Consider the following 16732-nt stretch of genomic DNA (forward strand, 5'->3'; position numbering starts at 1 on the left):
CTACTGGCGCCTTTTGAGGGGCACTTTCTTCCGGAAGCTCACCGGTGATGGCCGGGTCAACGCATTATCTATTCATTATACGGGATGCGCGGGACTTCTGCGCGCATCCCGTTCTGTCTGTCAGGGCTCAGTCTGTTAGCGGCGGATCAACTTGTGTGCGGCTGCTTGCGCCACAGGGCGCAGAACAATCTGGTCCAGGTTGATGTGGTGGGCAAGCCCGACGGCGTAACCCACTACCGAGGCCACATCATCTGCCGTGAGTGGTTGGGCCACGCCACGGTAGACCTTATCGGCAGCTTCCTGGTCACCGCCTAGTCGATTCACCGCAAATTCTTCGGTGTGCACCATGCCCGGCGCCACCTCAATGACGCGGATGTTGTGCACGGCTTCTTCCAGACGCAACACACCGGTCAGGGCATGCTGGCCAAACTTGGCTGCGTTGTAGCCGGCCCCACCCTCATACGCTTCCACTCCTGCGGTGGAAGTAAGGTTGCAGATAGTGCCGTGGCCGTGTCCCCGCAGAGCAGGTAGGAAAGCTTTAATGACTTTGAGCGTACCCAGGACGTTGACTTGATACATCCAATCCCAATCTGCAACCTCCGCATTGGCCACACTGTCCGCACCGCGGGCACCGCCGGCAACGTTGATGAGGGTATCTAGCCCACCGGTCTGGGCGAAGGTGTCGGCGGTGAAATTGCGTAAACGAGAGACGTCCTGGTCGTTGGTAATGTCAGTGGCGAACGCCAAGGCTCCGGTCTCCGCAGCCAACTGTTCGAGCCTGTCCTCGCGCCGAGCCACGGCAATCACGTTCCAACCGTCTCTTCGCAGCTGGCGGACGGTGGCCGCGCCAATCCCTGAACTGGCACCCGTGACAATTGCATTTTTAGAAGTGTTTTCAGCCATGTCACCAATCTAGCGCCGTTGCAGCCCCGGGTTGAACACCTGTCGCTTTTTTGCGGCCCGCTAATTGTTCCTAGTCAGCCGTTTTTTGCAGGAAGTCCAGCAGGACTGCTGCCTGGTTTTCATGATGGTCCTTGGCGCCATAGAGCAGCACCACTTTCTTGTGCTCGGCCATGACCTCCCGCAGCTGCGCTACGGCGCAGTTCTTGACCAGCTCGGCCGTGTACTGGTGCACAAAGGCGTCAAAGCGCTCCGGCACGTGATCAAAAGCTTGACGAACTTCCTTGCTGGGGCCCACGTCTTTGAGCCAGAGGTCAATAGTGCCCTTCTTGATCCCCCGCGGCCATAGCCTGTCCACCAGCACGCGGTACTCCCCCGCTTCCGGCTCCTCATATACCCGCAGTATTCGTACAGTGCCCATGTCAGCAGCATAGTCCCGAGACCTCCTTCTGCGCAGCGTTTGGAGGCTATGATGCGCCACAAGCATTGCTGCGCACTATTGGCGCAAAACGGCGCGCAGAAGGAGAGGAATCAGGCAGAGTACAGCTCTTTGATCAGTGCAACGTCGGAGTCCAGGGGTAGAAAATACTCGCATTGCCACTTTTGTGTCCGCCGGGCCGTAGTGCTGAGGCCCTGCACATCCGGAGGGTATACACGCATGGCCCGTTTGCCACCCTTGCCACTCACTGACACCACATCGTGGCGAGTTAGAACTTCAAGGGGGAACACGAACTGACCCAGCCCGGTGCCAAGGCCGGCGTGAATCACGAAGGAGGCAACGCCGTCGGACGTGTCAAAGGGCCGGATGGGCCCTTGCGCTGAACGCTTCCACAGCGTTACGAACTGACCCAGCTTTGTGGGCGTTATCTTGGCCGTACGGAAGAGCAGCAGCCGGCCATCTATGTTTAGTGTGTGGGCGCAATACTGCATACTTTCGGGCTCAGGCTCGATCGAAGAGCACACAAGCCCGGCAGGCTCCCAGACGTTTTGGTGCATCATCAACAAGGTTTCATGGGTCATCAGTGCCACTTTCTCCACACGGCTTTTGGCCCAAATGGTATCAAGTGCCCACCTGGAATGCTTGAACCACCCGTTCCTGCCCAACTCGTGGAAGAATTGGGCCATGGCTGAAAACATTCCGGGCACAGACACGCCCGCACCCACCCCAAGCAACGTTCCCGACAAACCCGTTTTGGAGGGCCTTGAAGAGTCCCTGACCAAGCGCTGGCTTGCTGAAGGAACCTACAAATTTGATCGTGAGACCACGCGGGAGCAGGTGTATTCCATTGACACTCCCCCGCCCACGGCTTCTGGATCGTTGCATGTGGGGCACATGTTCTCCTACACCCAAACCGATGTGCTGGCACGCTTCCAGCGTATGAACGGCAAGAACGTCTTCTACCCCATGGGTTGGGATGACAACGGTCTGCCCACCGAACGCCGCGTGCAGAACTTTTACGGTGTGCGTTGTGATCCAAAGATTTCCTACGAGCCCGGATACCAACCTCCGGCGACTCCCGCCAAGAACCAGCGTGATTTCGATGTCATCTCACGCAAGAATTTCATTGAGCTCTGCGAGGTGCTTGCCGTTGAAGACGAGAAAGTTTTTGAGCATCTCTTCCAGACCCTGGGCCTCTCTGTTGACTGGGCACTGACCTACCGCACCATTGATGATCACTCACGAGCAGTCTCGCAGCGCGGTTTCTTGGAAAATCTGAGTGCCGGGGATGCGTACATGGCTGAGGCCCCCACACTGTGGGATGTCACCTTCCGGACCGCCGTTGCCCAGGCAGAACTGGAAGACCGTGAAATGCCCGGCGCATATTACCGGTTCCCCTTCTTCGCCGAAGATGGTTCAAAGATTTACATTGAAACGACCCGTCCCGAATTGCTGGCGGCCTGCTCCGCCTTGGTGGCCAACCCTGACGACGAACGCTACAAGGCGTTGTTTGGAAAAAAGGTTACCTCCCCGTTGTTCGGAGTAGAGGTTGAGGTCCTTCCGCACGCTCTGGCCAAGGCCGATAAGGGCTCCGGAATCGCCATGGTGTGTACCTTTGGTGACCTGACAGACGTCATTTGGTGGCGTGAACTCCAGCTGCCCACCCGCGCCATTGTTGGCCGTGACGGGCGCATCCTCTCGGAGACCCCCGAGTGGATCACCACCGAGGAGGGCCGCGAGAACTACGCCACCATCGCCGGCAAGACTGTCTTTGGTGCTAAAGAAGGTCTCATAACCCTGCTGACCGACGCTGAGCTTCTTGACGGTGAAGCCAAGAAGATCATGCACCCGGTGAACTTCTTTGAAAAGGGCGACAAGCCCTTGGAAATCGTCAGTTCACGCCAGTGGTACATTCGCAATGGCGGCCGTGACGCGGATCGCCGCGAACACCTGATCAGCCGCGGTAAAGAAATCGAATTCCACCCGGCTTTCATGCGCTCACGCTACGACAACTGGATCTCCGGGTTGAACGGCGACTGGCTGGTTTCGCGTCAGCGCTTCTTCGGCGTGCCGGTTCCCGTCTGGTACCCCCTCGACGCCGACGCCAACCCAGACTACGAAAACCCCATCCTGCCCACCACCGAAATGCTTCCAGTTGATCCTGCAGCGGACGCCGCTCCTGGCTACACCGAAGAGCAGCGAAATCTCCCTGGCGGCTTCGTCGGTGACGCCGATGTGTTGGATACGTGGGCCACCTCATCCCTGACACCGCAAATTGTTGGTGGTTGGGGCGTAGATGAAGAACTATTCAACAACGTCTACCCGTTCGACCTGCGTCCCCAAGGCCACGACATCATCCGTACTTGGCTGTTCTCCTCAGCCGTGCGCGCAGACGCTCTCCAAGGAAGCGCACCCTGGAAGCATGCAGCCATCTCGGGCTGGATCCTTGACCCCGACCGGAAGAAGATGTCCAAGTCCAAGGGCAACGTGGTGGTCCCCACTGATGTGCTGAACGACTTCGGGGCCGACGCCGTTCGCTACTGGGCGGCCTCAGCCAAGCTCGGCGCTGATACGGCTTATGAGATTGCGCAGATGAAGATTGGCCGCCGCTTGGCAATCAAGTTGCTCAACGTTTCCAAGTTTGTGCTCAATCTCGGCGCCACCGAAGCCAATGTCCTCACCGCCGATTCCGATGAGCTACAAAATGCGTTGGACCGCGGACTGCTGGCTCAGCTCTCTGAGGTTGTTTGGATTGCCACCTCAGCGTTTGAGAAGTACGACTACGCCCGTGCACTCCAGCTTACTGAGAGCTTCTTCTGGCACTTCACCGATGACTATGTAGAGCTGATCAAGGACCGTGCGTACGGAGCCAGTGGCGAAGAGGGTCAGGCCTCCGTGCTGGCAGCTTTGGCGACAACGTTGGATTCTCTGCTGCGCCTCTTTGCTCCCTTCCTGCCCTTTGCAACAGAAGAGGTGTGGAGCTGGTGGCGCAAGGGTTCGATTCACCGCGAATTATGGCCGGCGCTGGTCGCCGTGGACGACGGCGACACCAGCTTACTGGCGACAGTGGGCGATGCTTTGAGTGGTATCCGCAAGGCCAAGTCAGAAGCGAAGGTCAAGCAACGTACCCAGGTACTCTCAGCAACAGTGACGGCCGGAGCCGTAGAGGCTTCTCAGCTTGCTGCCGGTCTGGGCGACCTCAAGGCTGCCGCCAATGCACTGGAGATCACGGTTGCCGTGGGCGAAGGCGAACTGCGTGTTTCCGATGTGGCGTTAGCACCGGCAGAAGAACCCGCTGCAGCAGTATCCGCAGTACAGGCCTAATACGCCACACAACTGTGTGGTTGAGGACACCCCCGGAGGAACGAAGGGGTGTCCTCAACTCTGCTTCTCAACCAGGCGGGTTCGTTAACTCCCGGGCACGTTTCTTCAGTCCTTTCTTGGGCGGCACCCGGACGGGCTCCGGCCAACGCGGTGTCAGTGAATCACCCAAGGTGGTGCCACGCACTTTGCGCACAGCCAACGGAAGCACCCAGTCTCTGACCCAGAGATATTGTTCTCGCGTCCAGTGCACCAGACCGGGCATGGGAGTAATTTCCTTGTGTTTATGAGTAATCCCGTGCTGGACATCCAGCAAATCTAAGAGCGCGGCAGCTAAATACTTATGCCCTGCCTTTGACATATGCAGCCGGTCCGGCCCCCACATGCGCGGACTTGCGTACGCTGCAAAGCCGGCGTAATCGACTAAAATGGCATCGTATTTTTTCGCCAGATTCCGCACACCGTCATTGTAGGCATGGTTCTTGCGCCGCAGAGGAGATAGCAGCGGGGAAACCTCCACGTCGTAACCGGTGAAGAGCAGCAAGGTGGCGCCGGTCTGAGAAAGCCGGGAAACCATGAATTCATAGTGCGCCAGGATTTCCGGGAGTTTTGTTCCGAAGTCCATAACATCATTCCCGCCGGCATACAGCGTAATCAGCGTTGGCTCCATGGCTAGGGCGGGCTCAAGTTGTTCTGCAACAATGTCCCGTAGGCGCTTGCTGCGCACCGCCAGATTAGCGTACTCCCATCCGGGTGCTTCCTTGGCCAGCCCTTCCGCAACTCTGTCCGCCCAGCCGCGGACTCCATTGGGCAGGTGCTTGTTGACGTCGCCAACGCCCTCAGTAAAGGAATCGCCCAGTGCCACATAGCGCCCAGGATCACCAGCGAACACGGGGCGTTAGAGAGCAAACTGGTTGGAGGCAATGTTCGCCCCGCTAGCTGGTGCCCAGTTTTCTACTGCCGGGCCAACCACCTGGTCACTGCCGCGGCCAACTCCGTGATAATCCCACCCAGCCTCCTGCCATGACCGCGCATCAAGAGCATTCCGGCCATCCACGATCACCGGCCGTTGCACCGCAGCGGCTGCCTTGCGCGGATCCAAAGAAACGAATTCCGGCCACTGGGTCAGCAAAAGCACTAGCTCGGCTCCACGCAGGGCGGCAAATACATCGCTTTCAAAGCTAAGCTGCGGGTACTGCAACCAGGCGCTGTCCACGGCTTGCGGATCAGTGACGCTCACCCGTGCCCCTTGTGCAGCAAGCTGAACTGCCACATCCAATGCGGGAGAATCGCGAATGTCATCAGTGTTGGGTTTAAACGATGCCCCTAAAATGGTGATCCGAAGTCCGCGGACTGAACCGCCGCACAGCCCCACCGCTGTCTCAGCCATCCTGAATCTGGCATCGGCATTGATGCCGTCAACCAGAGAGAGCATCTCATCCAGCGACTCAATTCCGTGCCGCTGCGCCTGAACTCGAAACGAGCGCAGATCTTTGGGCAGGCATCCGCCACCAAAGCCCACCCCCGCGTGGAAATATTTTCCACCAATCCGTTCATCGTGCCCCAGCGCCTGTTGCAATGCCACGACGTCGGCACCCACCTGCTCGCAAAACTCACCAACAGCGTTGATGTAAGAGAGTTTCAATGCCAAAAATGCGTTCGCTGATACTTTGATCAGTTCCGCTGTAGCAAAGTTGGTGAGCACCTGCGGTGTGCCACGTGCCAACAGGGGTGCGTAGACGGCGTCGAGCATGGCGCACGCGCTACTTTGTAATGTGCCGTCCCGCAGACCGTAGACCAACCGATCCGGGACCAAGGAATCCTGTACGGCAGTGCCTTGACGAAGGAACTCCGGGTTCCAGATCAGCGCGGCCCCCGTCCCTGCAATCATTTCCTGGACTTGAGCGGCCGTCCCAACTGGAACGGTCGATTTGCCCACCACGACGGCATCTGCTCGTACAAAAGGCACGAGGGTCTCAATGGCGCTGAACAGAAACGATAGGTCAGAATCGTTACCAGTCTTGGACTGAGGGGTGCCGACACAGAGGAAATGGACCTGTGCCTGCGCCAGCTCGCCAGGATCGGTGGTGAAACGAAGGCGCCCATTGTGGCGGCCTTGCTCCAGTAACTCGGCCAGTCCCGGCTCATAGAAAGGGGCGTTGCCACTTTCAAGGTGTGCAATTCTTAGAGCATCTGTATCTAGTCCCACCACGTCATGCCCCAAGTGGGCCAACGTCGCCGCATGAACTGTTCCTAGATACCCGGCACCAATCACTGAAATTTTCATCTGATTCCTTTCAAGACTGCACTTAGCTGCGGGTACTCTGCAATGGCTTGCTCGTAGAGGTCCATCAGCTCCTCACACAGGACACCCCAGGAGCGGCCCTGTACTTGTTGCAAAGCTGCCTGGCCAAAAGCACTGCGTTTAGCATCGTCACCGATCAAATCTGCTGCATAGGCGCGTAACTGGCTGAGTTCACCCGGCTCATAGAGCCAGCCAGTGCGGGAGGAATCCACCAAGTCCAAGGGCCCGCCCCGGCCGGTAGCAATAACCGGGACTGCCGATGCCATGGCTTCTTGAATCGTTTGGCAAAAGGTTTCCAACTCCCCCGGGTGCACGAATAAGTCCAGGGACGCCATGGCAGTTGCCAAGTCTTCACCGTCAAGGAAGCCGGTGAAGTATGCATCGGGAAGGGCCGCTTGGAGAGTTTCGCGTTGTGGTCCCTCGCCCACAATGACAATTTTGGTGTTGTTTAAGCCAGCGAGAACGGATAGGTCTGCTACTTGTTTTTCCAGGGCAAGGCGACCAACGTAGCCAATGATTTTTTGTCCCTGCGGCGCCACAGTGGCGCGGAACTCATCACAACGCTTTTTTGGGTGGAAGCGTTCCAGATCCACCCCACGGCGCCACATTTGCACGCGTGGAATGCCATGACCGCTCAGTGCTTGATACGAGTCGGTAGAGGGAACAAGCGTTTTGGTTGCTGTTGTGTGGATCTGTTCCACTCGGTGCCATGCCCAGTTTTCCAGAAAAGGCATCCCGTACTTTGCAACGTATCCGGGCACATCAGTTTGGTAGACGGCCACCGTAGGTATTCCCAGCGCGGCGGCAGCTCTGACAGCACGCCAGCCTAGAACGAAAGGGGATGCTAGGTGAACAACGTCCGGATTGAACTGCGCCAAAATTGTTTTCACTTTGGCCACACCCCCAACAGCAACACGGATATTGCGGTAGCCTGCCAGTGCAACTGATGGCAGCCGCCTGACGCTGGCACCTGAAACCATGTTGGGGGCATCTTCTGGTGTGGATGGCGCAATGACCAAAACATCATCGCCACGCGCGTCTAGATGTTGCAGGACTTTTAGAAGGGAGTGGGTAACCCCGTTCATCTCGGGCAGGAACGATTCAGCAACTATGGCAACCTTCACGCTCCAACCATGACCGTTGAAGGTTACCTCCACGCGCAGTTGCGGGAACTCCTCGATGAAAACTAGATGAACGGTTGATTCCGGTGTGTTTGGGACAGCGCAAAGGCCAGTGTGAAGGATCCCGGAGGATTCCGCACACTGGCCTTGGGCACATCACATTAGTGGTGTCAGCTGAACTGTGGGTCCTCTGTGCGGCTGCGCTTGATCTCGAAGAAGTAGGGGAAACTGGCCAGCGTTAGCGTGGCGTCCCAGAGCTTTCCCGCTTCTTCACCACGAGGGATGCGGGTGATGACAGGGCCAAAGAATGCTGTTCCATTGAAGGCAACGATGGGGGTGCCAACGTCTTGACCCACCTTGGCGATGCCTTCGGCGTGGCTGGCACGCAGCGGTGCGTCGTAGGCGTCTGTGCGCGCTGCCGCGGCTAGTTCACCTGGCAGCCCAACTTCGGCCAATGACTTGGCCATAACATCGTCTAGATCCCTGTTGCCATTGTTGTGTATGTGGGTACCCATGGCGTCATAGAGCGGCTTGATGAATTCCTTGCCGTGTTCCTGCGCTGCGGCGATGATCACCCGAACCGGTCCCCACGCCTTAGCCATGTGTTCTTTGTATTCGGCAGGTAAATCGTCGTTATTTTCGTTGAGCACGCCCAAGCTCATGACGTGCCAGTTGACGGAAATGTTCCGGACCGTCTCCACTTCCCCAATCCAACGCGAAGTCACCCAAGCGAACGGGCACGTGGGGTCAAACCAGAAATCGGCAGTTTCACTGGCGGGCAGAACACTTTCAGACACGTCAAATCTCCTTCGTAGGGCATGAATTCACATCGTCAACAGGCCTAAAGCCGTTGTTTTCTGTAACGGTCCTGGATCTAAAACTATTCCGCCACGATCAAGAGCAGTTAGGCAGACTTGTTCCTGCGCTTGGCTGCCACCTCGTGTGGGATCAGCGTGGGCTCGGCTTTCTTGCCCACAACATCGGCAGTGATCACAACAGTGGCGATGTCTTCGCGGCTGGGCAGGTCAAACATGACCGGTTGCAGCACTTCTTCCAAGATTGCCCGCAGCCCGCGGGCACCGGTGCCGCGATCCAGTGCCAGCTCGGCAATGGCGGCCAGAGCCTCGTCATCAAATTCAAGCTCGACGCCGTCCAGCGTAAACATTTTTTGGTACTGCTTGATGAGCGCATTCTTGGGCGCTGTCAATATCTGGATCAGTGATGCGCGGTCAAGTTGTGTGACGGTGGTGATCACTGGTAGCCGCCCAATGAATTCGGGGATCAGCCCAAACTTCAGCAAGTCTTCCGGCATGACGTCGGCATAGCTAGCATCGCTTTGTTTCAGCGCACTAAGTGGGGCGCCAAAACCGATACCTTTTTTGCCAGCACGAGACCCAATGATCTCTTCCAACCCGGCAAAAGCACCAGCAACAATGAACAACACGTTTGTGGTGTCGATCTGAATGAATTCCTGGTGCGGGTGCTTACGCCCGCCCTGCGGCGGCACCGAGGCTACGGTTCCTTCAAGAATTTTCAGCAGCGCCTGCTGGACACCTTCACCGGATACGTCACGGGTAATAGAGGGGTTCTCTGACTTGCGCGAGATTTTATCGATCTCATCAATGTAAATAATGCCCTGTTCGGCCTTTTTAACATCAAAGTCGGCAGCCTGAATCAGTTTGAGTAAAATGTTCTCTACATCCTCACCCACGTACCCGGCCTCTGTGAGGGCGGTTGCATCAGCAACTGCGAAGGGAACGTTCAGGCGCTTAGCGAGGGTCTGTGCCAGGTAGGTTTTTCCACAACCAGTGGGGCCAACAAGCAAGATGTTGGATTTGGAGATTTCAACATCATCGTGGACGTCCCCAGACAGGGTGGTGCTCTTGAGTGCATGCCCGGACTGGATGCGTTTGTAATGGTTGTAGACCGCCACAGCCAGCGACTTCTTTGCCGGTTCCTGGCCTATGACGTATTCCTGTAGGAAATCGAAGATCTCTCGAGGTTTAGGTAGTTCAAAGGCGTCAAGTTCTGCCACCTCTGCCAATTCTTCGTCGATGATCTCGTTACAAAGCTCTATGCACTCGTCGCAGATGTAAACACCGGGACCGGCTATTAGCTTGCGGACCTGCTTTTGGCTCTTGCCGCAGAAGGAACATTTCAGCAGATCGGTGCTTTCGCCCATCCTGGCCATTGCTGTGTCCTCCCGCGAACAACCCGCCGGCGGCGGGATTAGAACAAAATAAGTCTTCGTTCACGACAGTTGCCGGGAACGTCCTGCAAATTATCTTCCACTCTAGGCCACAGCATGGACATTGGGCGGAAAGCAAACGCCGGAACAGGGGTTTTTATGTTCCCCTGCCCGGCATTTACTTGTACCGTTCTAGCGTGTGATTGCTGCCGGCTTCATCTTGCGCGGAGCCAAAACTTCATCAATCAGACCGTATTCCTTGGCCTGGGCCGCCGTTAGAATGTTGTCACGCTCAATGTCGTTGCTGACCTGCTCGGGTGTGCGTCCGGAAAGATCAGAGAGTGTGTTCTCCAACCACGCGCGCATACGCATAACTTCATTCGCCTGAATTTCAAGGTCGGAGGCCTGTCCGCCTTGGCCGCCGGAAAGTGCCGGCTGGTGGATCAGTACCCGGGCGTTTGGCAGAGCCAACCGTTTACCGGGTGCCCCCGCAGCAAGCAGGACCGCTGCTGCCGAAGCGGCCTGGCCCAAGCACACGGTCTGGATTTCCGGACGAATGAACTGCATCGTGTCATAAATGGCCGTCATGGCCGTAAATGAACCTCCGGGTGAGTTGATGTACAAGGTGATGTCACGGTCTGTGTCATCTGCCTCCAACACCAAAAGCTGCGCCATAACGTCGTCGGCGGATGCATCATCAACCTGCACGCCGAGGAAGATGATCCTGTCCTCGAAGAGCTTTGTGTACGGATCCTGGCGCTTGAAACCGTAGGGTGTACGCTCCTCGAATTGCGGGAGCACGTAGCGGCTGGTGGGCAGGTTACCGGCAGTCTTGCCAAAAGCGGTGCTGCCAAAGTTATAGGTCATGGTATTGCTCCTGAAATCTGTTCTTCGGCTTATTATTTGGCGTTGGTTCCGCCGCCACCGGCAACGGTTCCTGCATGGCGGCTGATCTTATCGAAGAAGCCGTATTCAAGGGCTTCGGCAGCCGTGAACCACTTGTCACGGTCATTATCAACTAAAATCTTTTCAACGCTCTGGCCAGTCTGCTCCGCCGTCAGTTCAGCCATGACCTTCTTCATGTGAAGGATCAGTTCTGCCTGAATCTTAATGTCCGACGCCGTTCCTCCAATGCCCCCTGATGGCTGGTGCATGAGAATGCGTGCGTTGGGCGTCGCGTAGCGCTTGCCCTTGGTGCCTGAGGAGAGGAGGAACTGACCCATCGACGCGGCGAGGCCGGTGGCTACCGTAACAACGTCGTTGGGAATGAACTCCATCGTGTCGTAGATGGCCATGCCCGCAGTGACAGAGCCACCGGGTGAGTTGATGTAGAGGTAGATGTCCTTTTCGGGATCCTCTGCCGAAAGCAGTAGCAACTGCGAGCAGATCAGGTTCGCGTTGTCATCGCGAACCTCCGAGCCCAACCAGATGATGCGCTCTTTGAGCAGACGGTTGTAAATGTACTGGTCCTGAGCGGACGGATCCGCGCTGGCCATTGTGGGGGTGGTTTGCTGTGCCATGGTGGGTTTACCTCTCCTTCGTGTGGTCCGTCGGGCCTGCCCAACGTGACCATCACTAATGTTCACTACTTGGACAGTAGCCCTTTTTGGCGGGCGTTTGTGGTCCATCTGGACACTGTTCGCTGTAGGCGCACGACACCTGAAGATGAGGGCGCTCCGGGAATAAAACGAGCTTCACGTGGCAGTTCCAGCACTACTTGTGCAATGCCACATCAAAGCAAAAAGCCGTTGCCGGTTCCTTTTCAAGGAACCGGCAACGGCTTTGCAATACTCAAATACCCTGGCGGGCAGTATTAGATACGAACTTCGCCCGGATCGGTCACTGCTGTGGGCTCGATTGCCTCATCTTCAGAAAGAACTTCTTCTTCCTCGGTGGCGGCTGAAACGAAGTCGCTCAGGTCTACTAAAGCACCCTCGGTGTCCTTCACAATTGCCTTGCCCAGAACAACGGCAAGAGCCTTACGACGACGAACTTCGCCAACGATCATGTTGACCTGGCCGGAGGAGTCCAGCATCTGCGCGAACTGATTCGGTTCCATGCCGTACTGGCTGGCGGAGGAAACAATGTAATCGATCAGTTCAGCCTGGCTGACGCCAACCTCTTCCTTCTCAGCGATGGCGTCAAGGATGATCTCGTTGCGGAAGGCACTCTCGGTGTTTTCCTTGACCTCGGCGCGGTGCGCTTCGGTGTCGTGCTCCTCGGGGCCGTGAGCATTCTCCGGCTTGAAGTGCTGCTCAAGCTGATCGGCCACGACTGAATCCGGAACCGGAACCTCAACAAGTCCAATGAGCTTCTCAAGAACCAAGTCGCGAGCCTCAACGCCCTGCTCAACGGTCTTGGATTCGGCAGCCTGCTTGGCCAGATCCTCTTTCAGCTCAGCGATGGTGTCGAACTCGGAAGCCAGCTGTGCAAAGTCATCGTTGGCTTCAGGAAGCTCGCGGACCTTCACGGAGGTTACCTTCACGGTTACCTGTGCTTCTTCACCAGCGTGCTCGCCACCGGCAAGTTTGGTGTTGAAGATTGCTTCTTCGCCTGCGGACAGGCCAGTGGCTGCCTCGTCCAGGCCGTCGAGCATGTTCCCTGCACCGATTTGGTAGGACAGATCAGTAGCCGAGTCAACTTCTGCGCCGTCGATCTTGGCTTCGATGTTGATGGTGAGGAAGTCACCTTCTACGCTGGGACGATCTTCGGTCTTCAGCGTGCCGAAGCGGCCACGCAGTTCGTCAAGGGCTTTCTCACTGTCTTCGGCGGAAACCTCAAGCGTTGCAACCTGAACTTCAATGCCTTCGTAGTCAGGGAGTTCAATCTCGGGGCGAATATCCAGTTCAACGTGGAACTTAACCACACCGTCGGTTGCCGTGGGGTCCGGAACCTCCGTGATTTCAACTTCAGGACGGCTCAAGGGCGTCAGCTTGTTCTCGATGACAGCTTCCTGGTACCAGCCGTTCAGGCCGGAGTTGATAGCTGTTTCCAAGACGTAGCCGCGGCCAACGCGCTGATCGATCAGCTTGTTGGGGACTTTGCCCTTGCGGAAGCCAGGTACCTGAACCTGCGCACCGATTGTCGTATAAGCCTCTGCAATGCTGGGCTTCAATTCCTCAAAGGAAACCTCAACGTCGAGCTTTACCCGAGTGGGTGTGAGGTTTTCGACAGCGCTCTTCACAGCGTGGTACTCCTGATGGTCTGTTGATGGATAAATGGCCCCAGCACATGGGCAGTCACTGACCAAACGTGAACCGAATAATGCTGAAGTCGGGGCGACAGGACTCGAACCTGCGGTCTCCTGCTCCCAAAGCAGGCGCGCTAGCCACTACGCTACGCCCCGTAGTGCCCGCAACAGTCTACGGGCAAATGTTCCCAGATGCACAATCGCCTCTCAGCAGCACCACATTCGTGATGTTATCCACCGCATAAGCGACCGGGAATAAAAAAGCCCCGACAACTTCTGACGGGGAAACTTCTTCAGTGCAGAGGGGGCGACGGGAATCGAACCCGCGTCATCAGTTTGGAAAACTGAGGCTTTACCATTAAGCTACGCCCCCATTGTTATGGGCTTTCACCGGAACAACTCCGTAACACTATCAACGACTTTCGGTTTGCCGCAAATCGGGCCCCTACGCGGTGCGCATTAGCCCGGTTTGCGCCCAGTTCAGCCGCCGGAACGGTCATTAGTTCAGCGGCCGCCTTGGCACCGTGGGCACCAATAGAGTTTGCGACCACCAAGCTCCTTCAGGGCGATAGGGCTCCCGCAGTGACGGCAGGGCAACCCTTCACGTTTGTAGACATAGTGCGCCTCATCTGCGGGCACAGCAGGGGCAGGCACAGCAGGGGCAAGCACAGCACGTGCGGGCACAGCACGTGCGGGCACAGCACGGGCGGGCACAGCACGGGCGGGCACAGCAGGGTGTGCCCCTCCCTCAGCGGATGTCATTGCTGCCATGGCCTGCCCGTGCCCCACCTCAGCACCTAATCCCGTGGGCCTATCAACCAACTCGGTGGTGATGATGCGCCCGTCGCAGAGTCCATCTGCCATGACAATGGAAATATCTCGCCATATTGCCAAGGCTTCTTCCTGCTCCAGGGTTTTTCCCGGCAGCATAGGGTCCAAGCCGAGTCGGAACAGCACCTCGGCACGGTACACATTGCCCACTCCGGCTAACACTTCTTGTTTCATCAGCAACAGGGCAATGGAGGTGGCGCTTCGCCTTACTCTGCGGGCAAACTCCTGGGCGTCACCGGGGAAGTCATTCAAAGGATCTGGGCCAAGTTTGCACAGGACGGCTGTTGATTCTGCCGGCGAGAGGACCTCGCAGGCTGTTGGTCCGCGCAGATCTGCCCACCCATGATGGGAAATAAGCCTGACGCGCACAGCACCCTTGGGCTCTGGTGGGCCCAAATACATGTCCCCGACAGCACCGTCCGGCCCTGTGCCTGAGTCAAGCTCTTTCTCACCGATCCGTCTGGGGGCCCCGATGCTGGAGGCACCCCTGAAGCTGGAATCACCGCCAAAGTCCCACGCTCCGTATAGCCCCAGATGCACGCGCATGACCAATTCGTGTGAGAAGAACAGGAACATTTGTTTGCCGTGGGCTTGAGCATGTTCTAATTTGTGGCCATCAATCCGAGCGGCACCGGCAGCAAACTTCCCTTGCGGACTGCTTACCGCCAGTGCGGCCCCGGCAAAAACATCGTTAAACTGCCGAGCCAAACGGTGTACCGAGTGCCCTTCAGGCATTGCTTTTATTTCCCATCTCTTGCACTGAAACTTGCACTGAAACCAGCCCTTACGCGCTCACGAGCCCCAGCGTTAATCGGTCATCCGCGGCGTTGTTAGTGAACAACTTCGCCGTTGGTCTCATAGGTGGCGATCTTTGAGATGCGACGAACGTGACGCTCAGCGTTGCTAAATGGCTCGGCTAGAAAGGCTTCAATGATCTCTGTGGCTTCTTCAACACTGTGCTGGCGTCCACCCACAGCAACCACGTTGGCGTCGTTATGTTCGCGGGCCAGCTTCGCAGTGGAGAGGTTCCATGCCAGCGCAGCGCGCACCCCCTTGACCTTGTTGGCCGCGATCTGCTCGCCATTGCCAGACCCGCCCAGTACGATTCCCAGCGCATCGACTCCCTCGCTTTGGTCTGCGACAACGGCCAACGCCGCGTTGATGCAGAAAGAAGGATAGTCATCTTCGGCGTCGTACGCCTTGGGCCCATGGTCAACTAAGTCGTAGCCCTTGGCGATCAGAACGGTGATGAGGTGGGCACTGAGCTCCATGCCGGCATGGTCGGTTGCAATGTGAACGCGCATGAGTGTTCCTTGATCTGGAAGTGAGTAGTACTCATCAGCCTACCCAAGCCTGCGACGTATGTGGGCCCGGTCGGAGGCACTAGCGTTGTTGCGGCGATTTCCCGGCTCGACGGTTCAGAATCTGTGAGAGCTCATCAGCAATATCCAAATTAGGCGCACTGACCACCACTTTCGCTCCGCTACTTTCCCTAAGTACGACGGCGGCTCCCGAGTGTGTCAAAAATGTAGCCGATCCGCTGTGCTTGCGTAGACCCCAACCACCGTAGTTTTTCGCCACAATGTTCAGTGACACTGCGGCATCCACCTCTTCACAGGGGGCAACCACCACAGGTATCACTCCCAGCAGCTTCACGATCAGCTGACTGCGATCAACCTCCACGGTTGCACACAGCATGGATATCGCCAGCAGCGCCAGAAGCCCTGCCGCCAAGAGAACCCACGGCGAGAGCAACGCCAACAGGGCCCCAGGCAGGATGGCCGCCAGCAAAATCATCATGATCACTGAACTCTTCGGGTGCAGGAAGTAGGCCAGTTTGTCTTTGCCGGCAGCGGGATCTTCCTCGGCCAACAGGACTCGGGCCAGCGCTAGATCATCCGTTGAGCTCCACTGCTCGTCCGGTTTGAAAGTGAGAGCTAGAACTACGCCCATGGCCATAGCCAGCCCGCTGCCCATCAACATGACGTAGCCATCCACTTGAACGGCGGGTAGCTCCCCGGCACCAGCCTGGCCCAAAAGAGTGGCGGCAAAGAGTGCGCATGCTGTTAGTTGTAACGTCATGGCTACACCGAGCAGTATCCGCCGAAGCGTCCGTGAGAAGGTGGTGCGAGCGCCAAAGCTGCCTACACCCGCCCCAAGAATCAGAATGCTTGCCACTCCAATGCCCAAGAATGTAGGCAGTGGCACGGCCCACCCACCCACCGGAAGCAGCACGCCATCGGGAAGCTGGGAACTGGTGAGCACACCACCAAGGACCAGTGCAGCCGCGAGCAGGACCGGGAAAATCAAGGCAAAGCGCAGGGCCCTTGCATCGATGTGCCGCTCCCTCGTCGAATCATGACTGCCTGTGGAATCGTAACTGCCGGATGAATCATGACTGCCTGTTGAATCGTGATTGCCCTCGGATACCATGGGA

The 16732-nt window shown here is 57.2% G+C and carries 15 protein-coding genes and 2 tRNA genes; 1 reads left to right on the forward strand and 16 read right to left on the reverse strand.

What is annotated here, in order from left to right; all coding sequences use genetic code 11:
- Positions 1-135: 135 nt before the first annotated feature.
- The 3 genes from AAFM46_RS09290 to AAFM46_RS09300 all read right to left on the reverse strand — a co-directional run bounded on the left by AAFM46_RS09290 (position 136) and on the right by AAFM46_RS09300 (position 1920).
- Entirely contained in the window at positions 136-903 is a 768-nt protein-coding gene (locus tag AAFM46_RS09290; RefSeq protein WP_343317495.1) for an SDR family oxidoreductase, read from the reverse strand.
- Between the two features lie 70 nt (positions 904-973).
- The gene (locus AAFM46_RS09295; protein WP_343317496.1) at positions 974-1321 is read right to left on the reverse strand and encodes a DUF488 family protein; all 348 of its coding nucleotides are present in this window, start codon (positions 1319-1321) and stop codon (positions 974-976) included.
- Positions 1322-1431: 110 nt separating this feature from the next.
- Entirely contained in the window at positions 1432-1920 is a 489-nt protein-coding gene (locus AAFM46_RS09300) for a MepB family protein (protein ID WP_343317497.1), read from the reverse strand.
- A gap of 103 nt (positions 1921-2023) precedes the next feature.
- On the opposite strand from AAFM46_RS09300, the gene valS reads away from it, so the two are divergent.
- Entirely contained in the window at positions 2024-4663 is a 2640-nt protein-coding gene (gene valS / locus AAFM46_RS09305) for a valine--tRNA ligase (RefSeq protein ID WP_343317498.1), read from the forward strand.
- Positions 4664-4730: 67 nt separating this feature from the next.
- On the opposite strand, the gene AAFM46_RS09310 is transcribed toward valS, so the two are convergent.
- From AAFM46_RS09310 to AAFM46_RS09370, 13 genes are all read right to left on the reverse strand, one after another.
- Positions 4731-5519 carry an SGNH/GDSL hydrolase family protein gene (locus tag AAFM46_RS09310; protein WP_283528585.1) on the reverse strand — a complete coding sequence of 263 codons (789 nt, stop codon included), beginning with the start codon at positions 5517-5519 and terminating at the stop codon, positions 4731-4733.
- A 39-nt stretch (positions 5520-5558) separates the two neighbouring features.
- Positions 5559-6947 (reverse strand): UDP-glucose/GDP-mannose dehydrogenase family protein, encoded by a 1389-nt coding sequence (locus AAFM46_RS09315; RefSeq protein ID WP_343317499.1) that lies wholly within the window; start codon positions 6945-6947, stop codon positions 5559-5561.
- Positions 6944-8089 carry a glycosyltransferase family 1 protein gene (locus AAFM46_RS09320; RefSeq protein ID WP_283527472.1) on the reverse strand — a complete coding sequence of 382 codons (1146 nt, stop codon included), beginning with the start codon at positions 8087-8089 and terminating at the stop codon, positions 6944-6946. Before AAFM46_RS09320 ends, AAFM46_RS09315 begins: the two co-directional genes overlap by 4 nt.
- Before the next feature lie 167 nt (positions 8090-8256).
- Positions 8257-8883, reverse strand: coding sequence for a DsbA family protein (locus AAFM46_RS09325; protein WP_283527473.1), 627 nt, complete (start codon positions 8881-8883; stop codon positions 8257-8259).
- Between the two features lie 107 nt (positions 8884-8990).
- Positions 8991-10277, reverse strand: coding sequence for an ATP-dependent Clp protease ATP-binding subunit ClpX (gene clpX / locus AAFM46_RS09330; RefSeq protein ID WP_283527474.1), 1287 nt, complete (start codon positions 10275-10277; stop codon positions 8991-8993).
- Between the two features lie 189 nt (positions 10278-10466).
- Entirely contained in the window at positions 10467-11141 is a 675-nt protein-coding gene (locus AAFM46_RS09335) for an ATP-dependent Clp protease proteolytic subunit (protein WP_283527476.1), read from the reverse strand.
- A gap of 32 nt (positions 11142-11173) precedes the next feature.
- On the reverse strand, positions 11174-11794 hold the full coding sequence (locus tag AAFM46_RS09340; RefSeq protein WP_283527478.1) for an ATP-dependent Clp protease proteolytic subunit: 621 nt from the start codon (positions 11792-11794) through the stop codon (positions 11174-11176).
- Between the two features lie 293 nt (positions 11795-12087).
- Positions 12088-13458, reverse strand: coding sequence for a trigger factor (gene tig / locus AAFM46_RS09345; RefSeq protein ID WP_343317500.1), 1371 nt, complete (start codon positions 13456-13458; stop codon positions 12088-12090).
- 89 nt (positions 13459-13547) lie between these two features.
- Positions 13548-13620 (reverse strand) — tRNA-Pro (locus AAFM46_RS09350).
- A 146-nt stretch (positions 13621-13766) separates the two neighbouring features.
- A tRNA-Gly gene (locus AAFM46_RS09355) sits at positions 13767-13837 on the reverse strand.
- Positions 13838-13968: 131 nt separating this feature from the next.
- Complete coding sequence (locus AAFM46_RS09360; RefSeq protein WP_343317501.1) at positions 13969-15030, reverse strand: zinc finger domain-containing protein; 1062 nt, start codon at positions 15028-15030, stop codon at positions 13969-13971.
- Between the two features lie 95 nt (positions 15031-15125).
- Positions 15126-15599 (reverse strand): ribose-5-phosphate isomerase, encoded by a 474-nt coding sequence (locus AAFM46_RS09365; RefSeq protein WP_283527483.1) that lies wholly within the window; start codon positions 15597-15599, stop codon positions 15126-15128.
- Between the two features lie 79 nt (positions 15600-15678).
- Entirely contained in the window at positions 15679-16728 is a 1050-nt protein-coding gene (locus AAFM46_RS09370; protein ID WP_343317502.1) for a hypothetical protein, read from the reverse strand.
- Positions 16729-16732: the final 4 nt, after the last annotated feature.

This window comes from Arthrobacter sp. TMP15 (assembly GCF_039529835.1).
Classification (GTDB): Bacteria; Actinomycetota; Actinomycetes; order Actinomycetales; family Micrococcaceae; genus Specibacter.

Bases quoted from the DNA above. Each gene is read 5' to 3' on its own strand.
- AAFM46_RS09300 (WP_343317497.1), bottom strand. From the start codon at position 1,920: ATGACCCATGAAACCTTGTTGATGATGCACCAAAACGTCTGGGAGCCT.
- AAFM46_RS09365 (WP_283527483.1), bottom strand. From the start codon at position 15,599: ATGCGCGTTCACATTGCAACCGACCATGCCGGCATGGAGCTCAGTGCC.
- AAFM46_RS09290 (WP_343317495.1), bottom strand. From the start codon at position 903: ATGGCTGAAAACACTTCTAAAAATGCAATTGTCACGGGTGCCAGTTCA.
- AAFM46_RS09335 (WP_283527476.1), bottom strand. From the start codon at position 11,141: ATGACCTATAACTTTGGCAGCACCGCTTTTGGCAAGACTGCCGGTAAC.
- AAFM46_RS09340 (WP_283527478.1), bottom strand. From the start codon at position 11,794: ATGGCACAGCAAACCACCCCCACAATGGCCAGCGCGGATCCGTCCGCT.
- valS (WP_343317498.1), top strand. From the start codon at position 2,024: ATGGCTGAAAACATTCCGGGCACAGACACGCCCGCACCCACCCCAAGC.
- clpX (WP_283527474.1), bottom strand. From the start codon at position 10,277: ATGGCCAGGATGGGCGAAAGCACCGATCTGCTGAAATGTTCCTTCTGC.
- AAFM46_RS09295 (WP_343317496.1), bottom strand. From the start codon at position 1,321: ATGGGCACTGTACGAATACTGCGGGTATATGAGGAGCCGGAAGCGGGG.
- AAFM46_RS09360 (WP_343317501.1), bottom strand. From the start codon at position 15,030: ATGCCTGAAGGGCACTCGGTACACCGTTTGGCTCGGCAGTTTAACGAT.
- AAFM46_RS09315 (WP_343317499.1), bottom strand. From the start codon at position 6,947: ATGAAAATTTCAGTGATTGGTGCCGGGTATCTAGGAACAGTTCATGCG.
- AAFM46_RS09370 (WP_343317502.1), bottom strand. From the start codon at position 16,728: ATGGTATCCGAGGGCAATCACGATTCAACAGGCAGTCATGATTCATCC.